Source organism: Phaeobacter gallaeciensis DSM 26640 (assembly GCF_000511385.1).
Taxonomy (GTDB): Bacteria; Pseudomonadota; Alphaproteobacteria; order Rhodobacterales; family Rhodobacteraceae; genus Phaeobacter; species Phaeobacter gallaeciensis.
Genome location: NC_023137.1, coordinates 3502389 through 3519827, shown reverse-complemented (window position 1 = coordinate 3519827; position 17439 = coordinate 3502389). Strand labels below are relative to the sequence as shown.

General features: G+C 59.7%; 17 protein-coding genes and 2 tRNA genes. 10 read left to right on the top strand and 9 right to left on the bottom strand.

Features of this window, described 5'->3' with window-relative positions:
* Window positions 1–104: 104 nt before the first annotated feature.
* From petA to GAL_RS16940, 3 genes are read left to right on the top strand one after another with little or no spacing between them, the layout of a single operon-like run.
* Window positions 105–665 carry a ubiquinol-cytochrome c reductase iron-sulfur subunit gene (gene petA / locus GAL_RS16950; RefSeq protein WP_024098783.1) on the top strand — a complete coding sequence of 187 codons (561 nt, stop codon included), beginning with the start codon at window positions 105–107 and terminating at the stop codon, window positions 663–665.
* An 11-nt stretch (window positions 666–676) separates the two neighbouring features.
* Window positions 677–2011, top strand: coding sequence for a cytochrome b (gene petB, locus GAL_RS16945; protein ID WP_024098782.1), 1335 nt, complete (start codon window positions 677–679; stop codon window positions 2009–2011).
* 18 nt (window positions 2012–2029) lie between these two features.
* Complete coding sequence (locus GAL_RS16940; RefSeq protein ID WP_024098781.1) at window positions 2030–2821, top strand: cytochrome c1; 792 nt, start codon at window positions 2030–2032, stop codon at window positions 2819–2821.
* 179 nt (window positions 2822–3000) lie between these two features.
* Here the strand turns inward: GAL_RS16940 and GAL_RS16935 are convergent, their stop codons facing one another.
* The 3 genes from GAL_RS16935 to dapF are packed head-to-tail and all read right to left on the bottom strand — an operon-like array spanning window position 3001 to window position 5662.
* On the bottom strand, window positions 3001–3522 hold the full coding sequence (locus tag GAL_RS16935; RefSeq protein WP_024098780.1) for a chloramphenicol phosphotransferase CPT family protein: 522 nt from the start codon (window positions 3520–3522) through the stop codon (window positions 3001–3003).
* 32 nt (window positions 3523–3554) lie between these two features.
* A complete protein-coding gene (mtaB, locus tag GAL_RS16930; protein ID WP_024098779.1) occupies window positions 3555–4820 on the bottom strand; it encodes a tRNA (N(6)-L-threonylcarbamoyladenosine(37)-C(2))-methylthiotransferase MtaB in 1266 nt (421 codons plus the stop codon).
* Window positions 4817–5662, bottom strand: a complete 846-nt coding sequence (gene dapF, locus GAL_RS16925; RefSeq protein WP_024098778.1) for a diaminopimelate epimerase — start codon at window positions 5660–5662, stop codon at window positions 4817–4819. The genes mtaB and dapF overlap by 4 nt, the downstream gene beginning before the upstream one ends.
* Before the next feature lie 211 nt (window positions 5663–5873).
* Here dapF and GAL_RS16920 point away from each other — a divergent pair.
* From GAL_RS16920 to GAL_RS16895, 6 genes are all read left to right on the top strand, one after another.
* Window positions 5874–5949, top strand: a tRNA-Lys gene (locus tag GAL_RS16920).
* A 217-nt stretch (window positions 5950–6166) separates the two neighbouring features.
* Window positions 6167–6856, top strand: a complete 690-nt coding sequence (locus GAL_RS16915) for a fumarylacetoacetate hydrolase family protein (RefSeq protein WP_024098777.1) — start codon at window positions 6167–6169, stop codon at window positions 6854–6856.
* 349 nt (window positions 6857–7205) lie between these two features.
* Window positions 7206–8252, top strand: a complete 1047-nt coding sequence (locus GAL_RS16910) for a TRAP transporter substrate-binding protein (protein ID WP_014881445.1) — start codon at window positions 7206–7208, stop codon at window positions 8250–8252.
* Between the two features lie 69 nt (window positions 8253–8321).
* Entirely contained in the window at window positions 8322–8906 is a 585-nt protein-coding gene (locus tag GAL_RS16905) for a TRAP transporter small permease (RefSeq protein ID WP_024098776.1), read from the top strand.
* Window positions 8903–10408, top strand: coding sequence for a TRAP transporter large permease (locus GAL_RS16900; protein WP_024098775.1), 1506 nt, complete (start codon window positions 8903–8905; stop codon window positions 10406–10408). Before GAL_RS16905 ends, GAL_RS16900 begins: the two co-directional genes overlap by 4 nt.
* 97 nt (window positions 10409–10505) lie before the next feature.
* Window positions 10506–10946: an acyl-CoA thioesterase gene (locus GAL_RS16895; protein ID WP_024098774.1), complete on the top strand. Its 441-nt coding sequence runs from the start codon at window positions 10506–10508 to the stop codon at window positions 10944–10946.
* A 30-nt stretch (window positions 10947–10976) separates the two neighbouring features.
* Here GAL_RS16895 and GAL_RS16890 read toward each other — a convergent pair whose 3' ends face one another.
* Together GAL_RS16890 and GAL_RS16885 are read right to left on the bottom strand one after the other, a co-directional pair.
* Entirely contained in the window at window positions 10977–12203 is a 1227-nt protein-coding gene (locus GAL_RS16890) for a winged helix-turn-helix domain-containing protein (protein ID WP_024098773.1), read from the bottom strand.
* Complete coding sequence (locus tag GAL_RS16885) at window positions 12203–13228, bottom strand: LacI family DNA-binding transcriptional regulator (RefSeq protein WP_014881441.1); 1026 nt, start codon at window positions 13226–13228, stop codon at window positions 12203–12205. The genes GAL_RS16890 and GAL_RS16885 overlap by 1 nt, the downstream gene beginning before the upstream one ends.
* A 145-nt stretch (window positions 13229–13373) precedes the next feature.
* On the opposite strand from GAL_RS16885, the gene GAL_RS16880 reads away from it, so the two are divergent.
* Window positions 13374–13450: transfer RNA gene (locus tag GAL_RS16880), tRNA-Arg, on the top strand.
* Between the two features lie 84 nt (window positions 13451–13534).
* Here GAL_RS16880 and GAL_RS16875 read toward each other — a convergent pair.
* Genes GAL_RS16875 through GAL_RS16860 form a run of 4 tightly spaced genes read right to left on the bottom strand, consistent with a single transcriptional unit; the run spans window position 13535 to window position 17332 of the window.
* A complete protein-coding gene (locus tag GAL_RS16875; RefSeq protein ID WP_024098772.1) occupies window positions 13535–14311 on the bottom strand; it encodes a heme ABC transporter ATP-binding protein in 777 nt (258 codons plus the stop codon).
* Between the two features lie 12 nt (window positions 14312–14323).
* Entirely contained in the window at window positions 14324–15409 is a 1086-nt protein-coding gene (locus GAL_RS16870) for a FecCD family ABC transporter permease (protein ID WP_024098771.1), read from the bottom strand.
* Window position 15410: 1 nt separating this feature from the next.
* Entirely contained in the window at window positions 15411–16280 is an 870-nt protein-coding gene (locus GAL_RS16865) for a heme/hemin ABC transporter substrate-binding protein (RefSeq protein ID WP_024098770.1), read from the bottom strand.
* Window positions 16280–17332, bottom strand: coding sequence for a hemin-degrading factor (locus tag GAL_RS16860; RefSeq protein WP_024098769.1), 1053 nt, complete (start codon window positions 17330–17332; stop codon window positions 16280–16282). Before GAL_RS16860 ends, GAL_RS16865 begins: the two co-directional genes overlap by 1 nt.
* Window positions 17333–17439: the final 107 nt, after the last annotated feature.

The following is a 17439-nucleotide window of genomic DNA, read 5'->3' as shown; positions in this document are numbered from 1 at the left end:
GAAAGCCCTTCTCCCCGCTAGATACCCGCGATGAGTCACTGCGTTCTTTGCGCAGTGCATGCGCATGTTTGCCCTAAACGGGCGCTGGAATTGGAGAAAACCTCGTGTCCCACGCAGAAGACAACGAAGGAACCCGGAGAGATTTCCTCTACTACGCCACTGCCGGCGCCGGGGCAGTGACCGCGGGTGCCGCAATTTGGCCCTTGGTCAACCAGATGAACCCCTCGGCTGACGTTCAGGCTCTGTCCTCGATCATCGTGGATGTGAGCGGCGTAGAAGTCGGGACTCAGCTCTCGGTTATGTTCCTTGGCAAGCCGGTGTTCATTCGCCGCCGTACCGCGGAAGAGATCGAAGAAGCCCGTGCTGTCGATCTGGCGGAACTGCCCGATCAGCAGGACCGCAATGCGAACAAACCCGGTCTGGACGCATCCGACGAAAACCGCACCTTGGATGACGCTGGCGAATGGCTGGTGATGATGGGTGTGTGTACCCACCTCGGCTGTGTGCCGCTGGGTGACGGTGCAGGCGAATTCAACGGCTGGTTCTGCCCCTGCCATGGTTCGCACTACGACACTGCCGGTCGTATCCGCAAAGGCCCCGCACCCGAGAACCTGCCGGTTCCGGCCGCGGAGTTCATCGACGCAACGACCATCCAACTGGGATAAGGGAGGCACATATGTCCGGCATTCCGCACGATCATTACGAGCCGAAAACCGGTGGCGAGAAGTGGCTTCACAGCCGTCTGCCCATCGTCGGCCTGATCTACGACACCATCATGATCCCCACGCCCAAAAACCTGAACTGGTTGTGGATTTGGGGCATTGTTCTGGCTTTCTGTCTGGCCCTGCAAATCGTCACCGGTATCATTCTGGTGATGCACTACACCCCGCATGTGGATCTGGCGTTCTCCTCCGTTGAGCACATCATGCGCAACGTGAACGGCGGCTTTATGATCCGCTACCTGCACGCCAATGGCGCGTCGCTGTTCTTCATTGCGGTCTATATCCACATCTTCCGTGGTCTGTACTACGGCTCCTACAAGGCACCGCGCGAGATCACGTGGATCATCGGTATGCTGATCTATCTGATGATGATGGGCACCGCATTCATGGGCTACGTTCTGCCCTGGGGTCAGATGTCCTTCTGGGGCGCGACTGTGATCACCGGCCTGTTTGGCGCGATCCCGTTCATCGGTGAGCCGATCCAGACCCTGCTTCTGGGTGGTCCGGCCGTGGATAACGCGACGCTGAACCGCTTCTTCTCGCTGCACTACCTGCTGCCGTTTGTGATTGCCGGTCTCGTGATCGTCCACATCTGGGCGTTCCACACCACGGGCAACAATAACCCGACCGGTGTTGAAGTGCGCCGCACCTCCAAGGAAGACGCGTCTAAGGATACGTTGCCCTTCTGGCCGTATTTCGTGATCAAGGATTTCCTTGGTCTGGCGGTTGTGCTGGTGATCTTCTGGGCAATCGTTGGCTTCATGCCGAACTACCTGGGGCACCCGGATAACTACATCGAAGCCAACCCGCTGCAGACCCCTGCGCATATCGTTCCGGAATGGTACTTCCTGCCGTTCTACGCGATCCTGCGGGCCTTCACCTCTGAAGTCTGGGTTGTGCAGATCGCGTCCTTCGTCACCGGTGGTATCGTGGATGCCAAGTTCTTTGGTGTTCTGGCGATGTTTGGTGCGATTGCCGTGATGGCGCTGGCGCCCTGGCTGGACACCAGCCGTGTGCGCTCCGGTCGCTTCCGTCCGCAGTTCAAATGGTGGTTCCTGTTGCTGGTCATCGACTTCTTTGCCCTGATGTGGCTGGGTGCGATGCCTGCGGAAGAACCCTATGCGTCGTTCTCCCTGGTGGCTTCGGCTTATTGGTTCGGTTACTTCCTGGTCATCCTGCCCCTGCTGGGCGTGATCGAGAAGCCGACGGCCATTCCCGAGACCATCGAAGCCGATTTTGATGCCCACTACGGCAAAAAATCTGGCGCTGACGCCACGCCGGCTGAGTAATTGAGAAGGACAGCAACCATGTTGAAAAAACTTGCAACCGGTGCCGCCTTCGCTCTGGCGCTCGTTCCTGCCGCATCTTTTGCGGCAGGCGGGGCAGGCCATGTCGAAGACTACGACTTCTCTTTTGAAGGCCCGTTCGGCACCTATGACACCAACCAGCTGCAGCGCGGCTTGCAGATCTATACCGAGGTCTGCGCGGCCTGCCACGGTCTGAAACAGGTGCCGCTGCGCACGCTGGCAGACGAAGGCGGACCGAACCTGCCTGCGGATCAGGTCCGTGCCTATGCGGCTGACAACTTCAGCGTTTATGACCCGGAACTGGATGAGGACCGCCCGGCGAAGCCGACGGATCACTTCCCGGAGAACAACAACGCTGGTGCCCCTGACCTGTCGCTGATGGCGAAGGCGCGGGCAGGCTTTCACGGGCCCTATGGTCTGGGTCTGAACCAGATGTTCAAAGGCATGGGCGGCGCCGAATATATCGCCTCTCTGCTGGCGGGCTACACGGGTGAAACCAAGGAAGAGGCTGGCACCACCTTCTATGAGAACACGGCCTTCCCGGGTGGCTGGATCTCCATGGCGCCGCCGATTTCGGATGAGCAGGTCGAGTTCATCGATGGCGCGCCGACAGATGTGGAAAGCCTGTCTCAGGACGTCGCGGCTTTCCTGATGTGGACCGCAGAGCCGAAGATGATGGCACGCAAGCAGGCTGGTTTTGTCGGCGTGCTGTTCCTGACGCTGCTGTCGGTGCTGCTGTATCTGACCAACAAGCGTCTCTGGGCACCGCACAAAGGCAGGAAAACCAGCTAAGCCGGTTCTCTCTGCCATTAAGAACATGAAACCCCCGCACGGTCCTGCCCTGCGGGGGTTTTTCGTTTTGGGGGCGCTGCCCCTCTGCCCTGCGGGCATTCACCCCGGAGTATTTTTGGAAAGGTGACGGGGGTAGATGACCGGGGCAGATGACCGGGCTGGGCGCGCTGAGGCTGCTGTCAGGCGAAGAAGCGGGAGCGGAGTCTTGGGGTCTCTAGATGTGTGAGGAGCGTTTGGGCCATATCTGCGGCCGGGGTGCTGCCGTCAAATTCCAGATCATAGCGGAGCCCATCATGGACATGCGCCGCGTCTCGTGCGGCGCTGCCTGCAGGCCTGTAGCCGCGGATCTTCTCGCGCTGAGTGAGCGTTGCGAGCGGCGGGCGCAGCCCGACAAAGACAATATCATGGCGGCTCAGCAGGGCCTGTAGCTCAGCGTGCCAGCCGGGAGTGTCGAGGATATGTTCGACAATCAGGTCGTTCCCGGCCTCGGCAAAGCCGGCCAGCATGCGGTGGAAGCCGACAAAGAACGCCGGACGCGCTGTGGGCCAATCGGGATAATCCGCAGGCCGCCAGGCGCCACTGTCGCGCAGATGGTCAATGGAAAGATGCAGGAAGGGCCGCGACGCCTGATCCCGCAATGCGGTTGCAAGTGTGGATTTACCGCTGCTGGAGGCGCCATGAAGAAAGAGAATGAGAGCCATTGATGCATCTGTCTCCCAATGTATAGGCGCGGTCAGACCGTGAGCTGCGTGCCTGTGATCCCGGTTGGTGTGGCGGTCACGATCTGCCCTTCGACCTGGGGCGTGGCAAAGGTGACTTCGGTGAATTGTTCGGTTCGGCCCATGTGGGGATTTTCCATCAGAATCTGATGGGCTTTGCCCCTTGCGGCGGCCAGATGCGTCTGAACCTGGGTGTCCCCAGCGGCGCGCAGGCGGGCGGCGCGGTCCTTGATCAGAGTGCCATTGACCTGGCTGGGGATCCGGGCTGCGGGTGTTCCCTCGCGCTTTGAGTAGGGGAAAACATGCAGCCAGGTGAGATCACAGTCGGTGACCAGCTTGAGCGAATTCTCAAAATGGGCATCGGTTTCGGTCGGAAAGCCCGCGATGATATCGGCACCGAAGGTCATCTCCGGGCGCAGTTTGCGGGCTTCCTCGCAGAAGCGGATCGCATCATCGCGCAGGTGGCGCCGGGCCATGCGTTTCAGAATGAGGTCATCGCCGTGCTGCAGGGACAGATGCAGATGCGGCATCAGACGGGGTTCTGTTGCGATTGCCTGCATCAGGTTGTCATCCACCTCGATCGAATCGATCGAGGAGATCCGCAGCCGTGGCAGATCCGGCACCAGCTTCAGGATGCGCATCACCAGATCGCCCAGCTTTGGCGTGGCGGGCAGATCCGCGCCCCAGGAGGTGAGATCGACGCCGGTCAGCACCACCTCATTATAACCCCGGTCCACCAGCCGCTTGATCTGGTCCACCACCACGCCTGCCGGAACCGAGCGTGAGTTGCCGCGACCATAGGGGATGATGCAGAAGGTGCAGCGGTGATCGCAGCCATTCTGGACCTGCACATAGGCGCGCGAGCGGGTGCCGAAGCCATCAATCAGGTGGCCTGCGGTTTCCGTCACGGACATGATGTCGTCGACCTGCACCTTTTCGGTGGTGCCGATGAAATCCGGTCCCTTGGCGATCTGCTGCCAGGTGTCCGCCTGCATTTTTTCGGTATTGCCGATGACCTGCGTGACCTCATCCATGGCGGCAAAGGTCTCAGGCTCGGTCTGGGCGGCGCAGCCGGTGACGATGATCGGCGCGTCGGGGTTTTCGCGGCGCAGCTTGCGAATCTCCTGCCGGGCCTTGCGCACCGCCTCTGCCGTGACAGCGCAGGTGTTCACCACCACCGCATTCTGAAGCCCGGCCTGCTGGCTGAGTTCCTTCATGGCCTCGGTCTCATAGGCGTTCAGCCGACAGCCGAGTGTTGTGAACTTGGGGGCGTTGGTCACTTGGAGAGGCTTTCGAGGAATTGGCGGGTGAAATGGCCGTCGGCCACATGCATGGTGGGACCGGTCATCCAGACGCCATCCTCGCGCCAGTCGATCCAGAGCGTGCCGCCGTCCAGATCGATCTGGACCTTGCGCCCCGTCAGCCCGCGGCGCGCAGCGGCCACGGCTGTTGCGCAGGAGGAGGAGCCGGAGGCCAGTGTAATGCCGACACCGCGTTCCCAGACCCGCATCCGCAGATGATCCGGGGCGACCACATGGGCCACCTGCACATTGGTGCGTTCGGGATACAGCGGGTGGTGTTCGTAGCGCGCGCCAAACTCCGCGAGCGGAATCACCTCTGCGTTTTCTACAAAAAAGGTGCAATGGGGGTTGCCCATGCCAGTGGCGGTGGGGGTGCCCTCGATGGGCAGTTCAAGCGTATCAACATCCTCGGCCAGCGGGATGTCCTGCCAGTCAAGCTGCGGCTGACCCATGTTGACGGAGGTGAGCCCGTTCCCTGCGTCCTCCGCCAGGAGGAGACCACGGTCGGTGGTCAGACGCAGGTGAGTCTTGCCGCTTTCATCCAGCAGCTGGCGTGCGATACAGCGGGTGGCATTGCCACAGGCGGCAGAGGTTGATCCATCGGCGTTGTAGAACGTCAGATGTGCGTCCTCGTCACCTTTGGTGATGACCGCCAGCTGATCAAATCCAATCCCCATCTGACGATGGGCGATTCCCTCAGCCATGGCTGGGGTGATGTCCCAGGTTTGATCGCGCGCGTCCACCACAACGAAATCGTTGCCGAGGCCATGCATTTTCATAAAGGGCAAGCGGGTGTCTGATCCTATGGTCATTTCGGGCATATAGACCTCCGCCGGAGATGAATCCAGCCTTGCAGCGAGAAACTTGAAAAAAGGGGTTGACCGTCTCTGCCCTTACCCCTAGATACGCCGCCTATCGGGACAGCATGACTGACACGGTCGCGCCGCTCCGAAGCAAATTAAGTGCTTGATCCTTCTGGATTATGTCCTTAAAGAGCGACCAAGGAACGACGCATTGTTCCGATGAAGAAGTGGGCCGTTAGCTCAGTTGGTAGAGCAACTGACTTTTAATCAGTGGGTCGCAGGTTCGAATCCTGCACGGCTCACCACTTCCTCTCTTTCCACTGAAAATTTCCAGATAATCTACCAAACACCGCAGCTGTCGCTGCTGGGTGTTTCTTGGTCTTTTCTTGCAAAAGTCCTCTGTTTTCGTGGCTCTGTGGTCGCGGGGGCTGCCTTGGGTTGATAGGGTGCGGCGAGCGCTAACGCAAAGCGGTGCGGCCTGCGGGCGGTTGCCGGTTTTGTCCCAGAGGTAAGGAGCCTGTGATGGTGTCGCCTATGTTTGAGTTGCCTGCGAAGCCCGTGATTCCGGTTGAGGGTCAGGAGGCCGGGTTTCCGGTTGGCCGAATCTTTTGTGTCGGGCGCAACTATGCTGCCCATGCGGCCGAAATGGGCGTTGAGGTGGATCGTGAAAAGCCGTTCTATTTCACCAAATCAGCAGCCCACGCGGTGCTGAGCGGTGCCGAGGTGCCCTATCCGCAGGGGACGGAGAATTTTCATCATGAGATGGAGCTTGTGGTGGCTATTTCTGCGCCGTTGCAGGATGCGACGGCCTCGCAGGCGCGCGCAGCGATCTGGGGCTACGGCTGCGCACTGGATATGACCCGGCGGGATTTGCAACTGGGTGAGCGGCAGAAGCAACGCCCGTGGAGTCTGGGAAAGGATCTGGAGAACGGCAGTGTCTTTGCGCCGCTGCGCGCGGCGGCGGACTGGGGCGCGCCGGGGCAACAGCGGATCTGGTTGCGGGTCAATGATGAGATTCGCCAGGACGCCTCGCTTGCGGAACTGATCTGGTCGGTTGAGGAAATCCTTTGCCATTTGTCACGGTACTATCACCTGCGGCCCGGCGATCTGGTCATGACAGGCACCCCGGCGGGCGTCGGACCGGTTGTCGCAGGCGATTATATCGAAGGTGGGATTGACGGGTTGATGCCGGTGCGGTTGACGCTGCGCTGAGAGATCGGCGCGCGATATACAGGCGTTATGGTGAGTTTAACATCAATACACACCTATGGCGCGAGTTTAGTAACCGAATTACCGCTTGTTTTGATTATCTTGTAACGTATTTTTCTTTCGACACGCTGTGCAGCTTACGCAGGATCGCGAAATCATGTGGCAGAAATGCATAATCATCGGTTGATGGTTACAAATGCACCTAATAGCTGGTGAGCCAAGGGGGCGCTATCGTGACGATCTGGGGTCAAGTAACCTCGTTTGCACAGTGTCGCAGGGCAAGGGCGTTTGTTGCATCGGCTGGGTCCGATGGCGATAAATGGAACGAACAAAGGTCAGAGGGAGGAAACACATGACCACTCGGAGAAAGCTACTTGGCGCGGCGGGGGCCGTTGCACTCATGGCAATGGGCGCGACGTCTGCCATGGCACAGGAGGTGACGTTGAAGCTGCACCAGTTTCTGCCGGCGCAGGCGAATGTGCCCAAGCTGATTCTGGATGTCTGGGCCGACAAGGTTGAGGCCTCTTCCGATGGCCGCATCAAGATTGACCGCTATCCGTCGATGCAGCTGGGCGGCAAACCGCCAGAGCTGATGGATCAGGCCATTGATGGTGTTGCAGATATCGTCTGGACCGTGGTGGGCTATACGCCTGGCCGCTACCCGTCGACCGAGGTGTTCGAACTGCCGTTCATGATGACCAATGCGCGCGCGGCGTCGCACGCCTATTGGGAAATGTTCGACGAACATATGAAGGACACTGAGTTCAAGGACGTGAAAATCCTGGGCACATGGGTCCATGGTCCGGGCATCATCCATACCACTGATCCGGTGGAATCCCCCGATGACCTGCGCGGCATGAAAATCCGTGGCGGTGGCCGGTCTGTGAATGGACTGCTGACCGAGCTGGGCGCAACCCCGGTGGGTATGCCGGTTCCGGCCATCCCCGAAGCGCTGTCCAAGGGCGTGATCGACGGCACCACTATTCCGTGGGAAGTCACCACCGCGCTGAAAGTGCCGGAGCTGGTCGAGAACCACACCGAGTTCACTGGCCGTGCGCTTTATACGCTGACCTTTGTTCTGGCGATGAACAAGGAGAAGTACGAAAGCCTGCCTGACGATCTGAAGAAGGCTGTTGATGAGAATTCCGGTCTGGAATTCTCCGTCTTTGCCGGTGGCACTATGGCGGATGCCGACACTCCCGCGCGGGAATTTGCGCTGGACGAAGGCAACAATGTCATCACTCTGGACGAAGAGCAGACCGCGATCTGGCGTGAGGCGTCGCAGCCGATCTACAAACAGTGGCTGGATGATATGAAGGCCAAAGGGGTCGATGGTGACGCGCTGCTGGAGCAGGCCACCTATCTGATCGACAAATACACTGCTCAGTACGACAACTGAGCCAAGACTGGTGGACCTGCGGCTGCGTTAATCCGCAGGTCCACCCCCACCTGAAAGGGTAGGCTTTCCATGCACAAGCTGATGATGGGACTGGCCAGATCCATGGCCATGGCGGGCGGCGTTGTGCTGTCGCTGCTGATCCTGCTGACATGTCTGTCGATTGCCGGGCGGCTCTTGAACGGGGGGCTGCACGGCGCCCTGATGCAGAGCATCGCGCCGGATCTGGCCGAGTGGTTGATCGCGATCGGCGTCGGGCCGATCAACGGGGATTTCGAGGTGGTCGAGGCGGGCGTTGCCTTTGCGATCTTTGCCTTTCTGCCGCTGTGTCAAATTACGGCCGGTCATGCGTCAGTGGACATTGTGACCAACAGTTTTCCGAGGGGAGCCAAGCGATTCCTGCGGATGGTGACGGAGATCGTCTTTGCGGCAGTGCTGGTGCTGATCGCGGTCCGGCTTGGGGCTGGTGCGCTGAGCAAGTTCCAGAACGGCGAGACCTCCTTCCTGCTCGAGTTTCCGGTCTGGTGGGCCTATGCCGCCAGCCTAGTCGCGGCCAGCGTGGCCGCAGTGGTGGGCATCTATATGGCCGCTATACGTACGATTGAATTTATGACTGGCCGCATCCTTGTCTGGGACGGCGTGGAGGGCGAACAGTGACTGCGCTTGAAATCGGGATTGCCTCTTTTCCCGTCCTGATGATGCTGATTTTCCTGCGGGTTCCGATTGGCCTGTCGATGTTCCTCGTTGGTCTGGTCGGGCTGATCATCGTGACTGACGGCACCCAAGTTGCCTTTGGCCGGATGAAGAGCGAGACCTATTCGACCTTCTCCTCCTATTCACTGACCATCGTGCCAATGTTCCTGCTGATGGGTCATTTTGCGACGCTGGGAGGCATGTCCACCGCGCTGTTCAAGGCGGCGGAGGGGTTCCTTGGCCATAAGAAGGGCGGTGTTGCCATGGCCGCCATCGGCGCCTGTGCGGGTTTTGGTGCGATCTGCGGCTCATCGCTGGCAACGGCTGCCACCATGGGCCGTGTTGCCCTGCCTGAGCTGCGCAACTACGGTTATGCCGGTGGGTTTTCCACCGCGACGCTGGCGGCTGGTGGCACCCTGGGCATTCTGATCCCGCCCTCTGTGGTGCTGGTGATCTACGCGATCCTGACCGAACAGAACATTGCCAAACTGTTTCTTGCCGCCTTCATCCCCGGTATTCTGGCCGCCATCGGCTATGTGATTGCAATCTCGATCTACGTCCGCGTCTTTCCCGGAAGTGCCGGCACCCGCCCGCCTGTACCATGGGGCGAACGGTTTGCGGCGCTGTTCCATGTCTGGCCGGTTCTTCTGGTCTTTGGACTGGTGGTTGGTGGTATCTACCTTGGTTGGTTCACCCCGACCGAAGGCGCCGCCGTTGGCGCGTTGGGGACCGGGCTGATTGCCTGGCTGAATGGTGGGCTTAATCGCGAGACCCTGACTGACAGCTTCATGGTGACAGCACGCTCGACCGCGATGATCTTTTTCATTGTGTTGGGGGCCGGGTTCTACAACGGGTTCCTCGCCCTCACCAAGGTGCCACAGGAACTGGCCGATTTCGTGGTCTCACAAGGGCTGAGCCCTTGGATGGTGCTGATGCTGATCCTGGCCTTCTATCTGGTGTTCGGTTGCCTGATGGACAGCCTGTCGATGATCCTGCTGACCATCCCGATTTTCTACCCTGTCATTTCGGCGATGGATTTTGGTCTGGTGAACCTGCCCGCCATGCAGGCCGAAGCTGCGATGGAGGTGTTGAAGGCGGGTGTGCCGCAGGGGATGGGGGCGGAAATGCTTGCTTCAATCCAGGAGGCGATTGCCACCGGCGCCGAGCTGACCCGCGAGCAGATGAAAGAGCTGGGCATTCGCGTGACAAAGGGCATGGCGAACCGGATGGAGACCGAATACGTCGCAATCTGGTTTGGCATTCTGGTTCTGATCGTGGTCGAGGTTGGCCTGATCACACCGCCGGTTGGCATGAACCTGTTTGTGATCAACGCGATGGATCGGACGACCCGTATGGTCGACACCTATAAGGCGGTGATGTTCTTTGTCGCCTCCGACCTGATCCGGGTTGTGATCCTGGTGGCGTTTCCGATCATCACGTTGCTGCCGTTGATGTTGATGCGCTGACGGCGCGGTTCACTCTCGCGGCCACCCGTTTGACCCTGGGGTCTGATGGGTGGCCGTTGCCATTTCCAATCCCGTTTTTCCAGATCCGAGGCCCAGAATGACCGACAGCCATACGCCCGATTTTATCCATGAAATCCGTGTAGGCTGGGGCGACTGTGACCCGGCGCGCATTGCCTATACCGGCCATTTGCCGGGGTTTGCGTTGCAGGCAATCGATGCCTGGTGGGAACATCAGCTGGACGGGGATGGCTGGTATCAGATGGAGCTGGACCGTGGCACCGGCACGCCGTTCGTGCATATGAGCATCGATTTCCGCTCTCCCGTCACACCGCGCCATCGGCTGGCCTGTTCGGTCTGGCCTGTGGCTCTGGGTCAGAAATCCGTGACCTTTCGGGTCGAAGCACGGCAGGATGGCACCCTTTGTTTTGAGGGCAAATTCGTCTGTGTCTTTATCGCGCCAGAGGATTTCAGCGCCAGGCCTGCGCCTGAAGATTACCGCGCAGTGATTGAGCCGCAGCTGCGGCCCGACCTCGCCTAGGGCAGGATATCCCCCATATTAGAGCCGATGTCAGAGCGGTTCGCGTTGCCAGCCATCCGCAAATGACACCCGTTCCATGTCGGTGAAACGGCGGGTCCGTTCCAGCTCGGCCTCCAGCCGGTTTTGCCGTGCCGGAGACCATTTGACGCCCCGCTCTGGCCAAAGCGCAGTGACATGCAGATCGCCTGCGAGATCCCCGGACTGGCGGTGTGCCTTCATGTCGATACGCCCCACCAGACGGTCGCCTTCCATCAGGGGGAAGACATAATAGCCGTAGCGGCGTTTGGCGGCTGGGGTGAAAACCTCAATCCGGTAGTGAAACCCAAACAGCCCTTCGGCGCGCTTGCGATCCCGCAGGGCCGGATCAAAGGGGCTGAGGAAACGCATGCGGCCGGGTGGTGGCGGCAGCGCGGCGGCCTGTTCGACAGCACCGGGGCGGGCAAAGACCCGGCGGCTGCGCCCGTCCGCCAGCATGACATCGACCGGTTCAATCTGCCCATCCGCCAGCGCCTGTTTGCACCACGCGGCGCATTCCGTTGGGGAGGCCGTGGCCCAGAAGGCTGCCAGCTCCCCGGAGGTGGCAAAGCCGAGTCGGTCCAGCGCCGCGTTGCAGAGCCAGTCCAGTGTTTCTTCTGGTTCGGGGGAGCCTTGCGCGGGGAGGTGACGAGCGTCGATGACCCGTTCGCTCAGATCATAGCGTTTCTGAAAGCCGCTGCGCCCCACAACCGCCAGTGCGCCGGACCGCCAGAGGTATTCCAACGCGGTTTTTGATGGGTGCCAGTCCCACCAGCCGCCGGTGCCTTTCTTCTCATCCTTGCCCACATCCGACGAACTGACCGCGCCATAGTCGCGAATATGATCCAGCACATGCTGGAACTTCGCCTCGTACCCGTCGCGGCGCCAGTTGCGGTATCTCTTGCGCAGCACCTCGGCATCGCGCTGAAACCGCAGATGCCAGTGCGGGTAGAATTCCATTGGAAGGACAGCGGCGTCATGGGTCCAATGCTCGAACAGGTTGTGATCCTGCTCATAAAGCCGTTTCAGCGCCGCAGGCCGATAGCTGGGCCTGCGTGAGAACAGGATCATGTCATGGGCGCGGGCCACTGTGTTGATGCTGTCCAGCTGCACAAAACCAAGCCGGGTTATCAGCTCCAGCAGTGCATCACCCTTGGCTGGCCCGCTGGGTTGCTCCAACAGGGCATGGCGATCCATGAACAGCCGCCGCGCGGCCCGGTTGTCCAGCCGCGCGACAGCCATCAGCGCCGCTTGAGCGTGTCGCCAAAGGTGATCGTGGGCGTCAGGGTCACGTGCTTTTCGATCTCGGCATCCGGATTGTCGAGTTGGGCGGCAATGATCTCTGCCGCCTTGCGCCCGATTTCCAAGCGGCAGGCATCCATCGTTGCCAGCTGACGTGGCAGCCCCTGCAATAGTTCGACCCCGTTGAAGCCGGCAAGTCCGATTTGACCGGGGATGTCGATCTTCTGATCCATCAGGTAGAGCATTCCACCGGCACCGATCATGTCGTTGGAATAGTAGAGGAAATCCAGCTCGGGTGAGCGGTCCAGCATCTCCTGTGTCATCTCCCGGCCCTTCGCCAGCGCAGAGCCTCCGGAGTAGAACGCGCGATCCATGATCTCCACGCCTTCCTTGGCGAGGGCTTCGGTGAAGCCTTCAAAGCGTTTGCGCGCGCGGTGGTCCAGCGGCATTTTGGTGCCCATGAAGCCGATATTGCGATAGCCGGCCTTCAGGATCGCCTTCGCCATCTCTCGGCCTGCGCGCCGATGCGAAATACCAACCATCGCATCCACCGGCTTGCCATCGGTGTCCATCACCTCAACCACCGGAATGCCTGACGCATTGAGCATAGCGCGCGCGGCCTCAGTATGTTCGAGACCCGCAATGATGACGCCCGAGGGCCGCCAGGAAAGCATCTCGTAGAGGACTTTCTCCTCTTTCTCCGGCTGATAGTCAGTGACACCCACAACCGGCTGCAGATCGGTATTTTCCAGAACCGAATTGATACCGGTCAGCACCTCGGGAAAAACCATGTTGGAGAGCGACGGGATGATGACCGCCACCAGATTGACCCGGTTGGAGGCCAGCGCGCCTGCAATCTTGTTGGGGACATAGCCCAGTTCCTTGGCCGCGCTCAGCACCTTCTGGCGGGTTTTTTCCGACACATCGCCCCGGTTGCGCAATACGCGACTGACGGTCATTTCTGACACCCCGGTGGCTTCGGATACGTCACGAAGAGTGAGCGGGCGCTTGTTGTCCGTTGTCACGTCGATGGCCTCACATTGTTGTTCCCGTTAGGTTAGCGCAGACAGCGCAGGCTGCACAATGGGGACGGCTGCCGCGAAATCCAATTCCTCAGGATTGTCTTGCCATGACGGGTTTGCTATCGCGTAAACAGGCTGGCCCGGATCAGGCCCCGTGGCTCAACTGGATAGAGCAGCCCCCTCCTAAGGGGCAGGTTGCAGGTTCGAATCCTGCCGGGGTCGCCATTTTTATTGGCAGTGAAATTTATATAATACATCACAATGTGTGAGTGGATATCTTCCCTCCTGTGAGAGGGGCAGATTCGCTGCTCAGATCTGGCGTGCCTGTGGCAGAAGGAAGGGCACACCGGAGGGGGGCAAACTGTTGACCGGGACTGGGCAACCATAGGCCTGTTCCAAAGTTCGGCTGGTCAGAACCTCCTGCGGTGCGCCCTTGGCGGCGACGTTTCCGGCATGGATCAGGGTGATCTGGTCGGCATACATCGCGGTCAGGTTCAGATCGTGCATCACCGCGACAACACCGCCACCGCGCGCTGCATAGTTACGCGCCAGATCCATCACTGTGAACTGATGACCGATATCAAGGCTGGCCACAGGTTCATCCAGAATAAGCCAACGCGGGATGCCCTCTACCACCGGCTCCCAGACTTGGGTCATCACCCGGGCCAGCTGTACGCGCTGCTGTTCGCCGCCAGAGAGATCTTGATAGAACCGGTTTGCAAACCCGCCCAGATCGACCTGTTCCAGCGCCCTGAGCGGTAGCTCCGTGTCCGCGGCTGCCAGACCTGCGGATAGCCCCAGCCTTACGATTTCGATCACTGTGAAGGGAAATGCGATTGCGGCGGATTGCGGTTGGACGGCCCGGATCGCGGCCAACTCCCAGGGTTTCATCGCTGCAGTGTCCTGGCCGTTTATCAAGACCCGACCGACAAAGGGAACCTCGCCGGTCATTGCCCTCAGGAGTGTGGTTTTGCCGGAGCCGTTTGGGCCTGCGATTGCCGTCACCTCACCTGGCCGCGCTGCAAAGTCGATGCCATGCAAAATCGTGCGGTGGCCAAGTTTGACCGTAATGTCAAAAGCTTCCATCAGGTTCTCCGCTCACAGGCCCGTGCTGCCGAAGCGGCGCAGCAAGATCCACAGGAACACCGGTGCGCCCAGCACGGCTGTGATAATGCCAATCGGAAGCTCGGCTGGGGCAATGATCACCCGCGAGATCATATCCGCTGCCAGCAGCAGGGAGGCGCCCAAGAGGGCAGCATTCGGCAGCAGGCTGTGGTGGTCCGGTCCGCTGGCCAGGCGCAGGAGATGTGGAACGACGATGCCGATAAATCCGATGCCGCCGGAGACCGCAACGGAGGCTCCGGTGGCACTCGCGACTATGAGGATTGCGATATTTTTGACCCGTTGCACAGGAATACCGATATGCCCCGCCGCCGCTTCTCCCAGCGCCAGCCCGTTCAGGCCGCGCGACAAGGCTGGCAGGGCCAGCAGGGCGGCGCCGATGATTGGAGATGCCGCCAGAACTTTTGACCAGGTTGCACCAGCCAGTGATCCCATGCCCCAGAATGTCAGATCGCGCAATTGGTTGTCATCTGCGATGTAGACCAGAATTCCCGACAGAGCCCCTGAAAGTGCACCCAGAGCGATGCCTGCCAGCAGCATCGTGGCGACTGAGGTTTGCCCCCTGCGTGTCGAGACACGGTACAGAATGAGCGTAGATGCCCAGCCGCCGAGAAATGCGGCGATGGGGACAAGGTAGCTGCCAATCGCATCGCGCAGCATGGCAGGCAGAAATGCGCCCAACACAATTGCACAGATCGCGGCCAAACCTGCGCCAGCGCTGACACCGACAATCCCGGGATCCGCAAGAGGGTTGCGAAACAGCCCCTGCATCACAGCGCCGGAAACAGCGAGCGCCGACCCAACCAAAATACCCAAGAACAGACGTGGTAAGCGGATATCGAACAGAACAATCTGATCCAGTCGCGACAGGTCGCGTCCGGTCGCCAGATCCCGCAGTGCCCCCCAAAGCGATGTGCCTGATGCCCCCCAGGCCAAGGACAAAACCGACATCACTACCAGCAGCAAAGCCAAGGCAACAGTCAGTCTCCGGGCCTGTACCCGGCGGTCAATAGCGCCCCCCGGTGTGACACCGGTTTCAGGCGCATCTACAGCGAGCGACATGTCAGTCTGCCTCGCTGTAGAGTGCCTGATTGAGTTCAGTTACTGCGGAGGCGGTGCGAGGCCCAAAGCCAAGCAGATGCAAGCCGTTCATGCGAACCACTTTGCCATTCTGAGCTGCGGGGGTCGGCGCTATTGAGGGCAAAGCGAGCAAGTCACTGATCGCGGCGCCATGGTCGCCGCCGCGATCCATCATCAGGATCACATCCGGCGCAGCCTTCGAGACAGCTTCGTCGGTCATCGGCTTATACCCGTCGAATTCCGTCACTGCATTAACGGCGCCAGCCATTCGGATGATGCCGTCAGCCGCCGAGTTTGCACCACCCGCCATGATCCTGCCGCCGCGTGTTGACAGAATGAACAGCACCTTTTTGGGATGTTCTCCGGCAACCGATGCCGCGTCTGCTTCTGCGGATCTGAGGTCTTGTGTAACCTTCTGCGCCAATGCTTCGGCGTCGGCCTCTTTGCCCAACGCCGCACCAACGGTGCGAATTTTGGCCGTGATACCATCTGCGGAAAAGATCTCTGGCACCGAAACGTAGTCAACCTGCGCGTTTTTGAGGACGTCCAGCGTTTCAGGCGGGCCAGCGCCTTCAATCGCAATAATCATGTCCGGGGCAACCGACAGCACGCCTTCAGGGGACAATGCCCGCGCGTACCCGATATCCGGCAAAGCCAATGCAGCCGCAGGGTAGGAGGAGGTTCGGTCGCGACCGATCAGCCGATCCTGCTGACCAAGAGCGTAGATGATTTCGGTCACCGAGCCCCCGACAGAGACGATGCGTTTGGGCGTCTCTGCCAAGGCAATACTGCCGATTAGCAGCCCTGCCATCAGCAGATTAAGCCCCAAGAACAGACGGCTGAATACAGACATCACGCAGGTTCTTTCATAGCAAAGGAAGTCAGGTTTTCAACGATGGCATTCCATTCCGGTCGGTGATCTTTGGCTTCGGTCCGACGGCCAAAGACCTGAAAGATAATGCCGCCCTCGGCATCAAAGGCTTCGACGGACACCGCGTCTCCGCGCTGGGTGGGCTTGGTCACCGCCCAAACCTCAGCGATGTGGTCCATGCGCAGATGTAGATCAAACCCGGGGTCGAGGACATTTTGCCATGGACCCATTTCACGCAGATTGCGGATCGGGCCACCATGGATTTCGATGCATCCCATATTCCCGACAAAGAACATAACTTCGAGTTCCTGATCCTGCACCGCGAACAACATCTTATTGACCTCAGCCGGGTCCAGCTTGCGAGCCAGCGGTTCCCCCGCAATGCGGTAGGCGCCCAGTCGATTCATCTTCAGCTTCGATGTCAGCCGCATGAACTGATGGGTATCCGTCATCTTTGCCCATTCAGCGCGCAGGATGTCTGCTTTTTCCGGGTTTGCTTTTGCAGCTTCTGTCGGTTTGCGCGGCTCTACGGCCAGTTCCTGACTCTGTTCCTCCAGAGTCAATTCTTCAACCAACCGCTGCCAGGCATCCACATCCGAGGTCTCGCGCAGATGTACCTTGTGAACAGCGTCTCCAGCTGCATCAAAGATCTGAATTGACCGCTTGGTGCCCTTGTCCGTTTCGCGTTCCACCGCAAAAGCTGAGACGAAATGCCGGGGAAAGAAGCGCAGATCAATTGCATCATTGAGGATCATCGATGCGTGCTGGCCTGAATGATAGTTTTCGTAGATGCCAACCTTTTCGATCACACAGGATGGGTTGCGGGTCAGGGCCATAACCTCACCCAGTGGCGCAAGTCGGGGCATGATTTCATCCGGGCTGGCCTGAATGCGCGAGACGCCTTCACCGACATAGGCCGCCACCAGCTGGCCTTCGGCAATGCCGAATTTGTCGGCAAAATCACGATCTCTCAGGTTTGCATGCTCTGCGCGCGCCGCACGGATCGCTGCTGGTGTCATAGTTGAGGCGGTCATCGCAGCCCTTTCTACTAAGAGGTCCTAGAAGAGGCTGGCAGCGGCGGCACGAGCCGCACGAGAGCTGGCCACCGCATTTTACGGTGCATTAAATTTGTTGACTGATT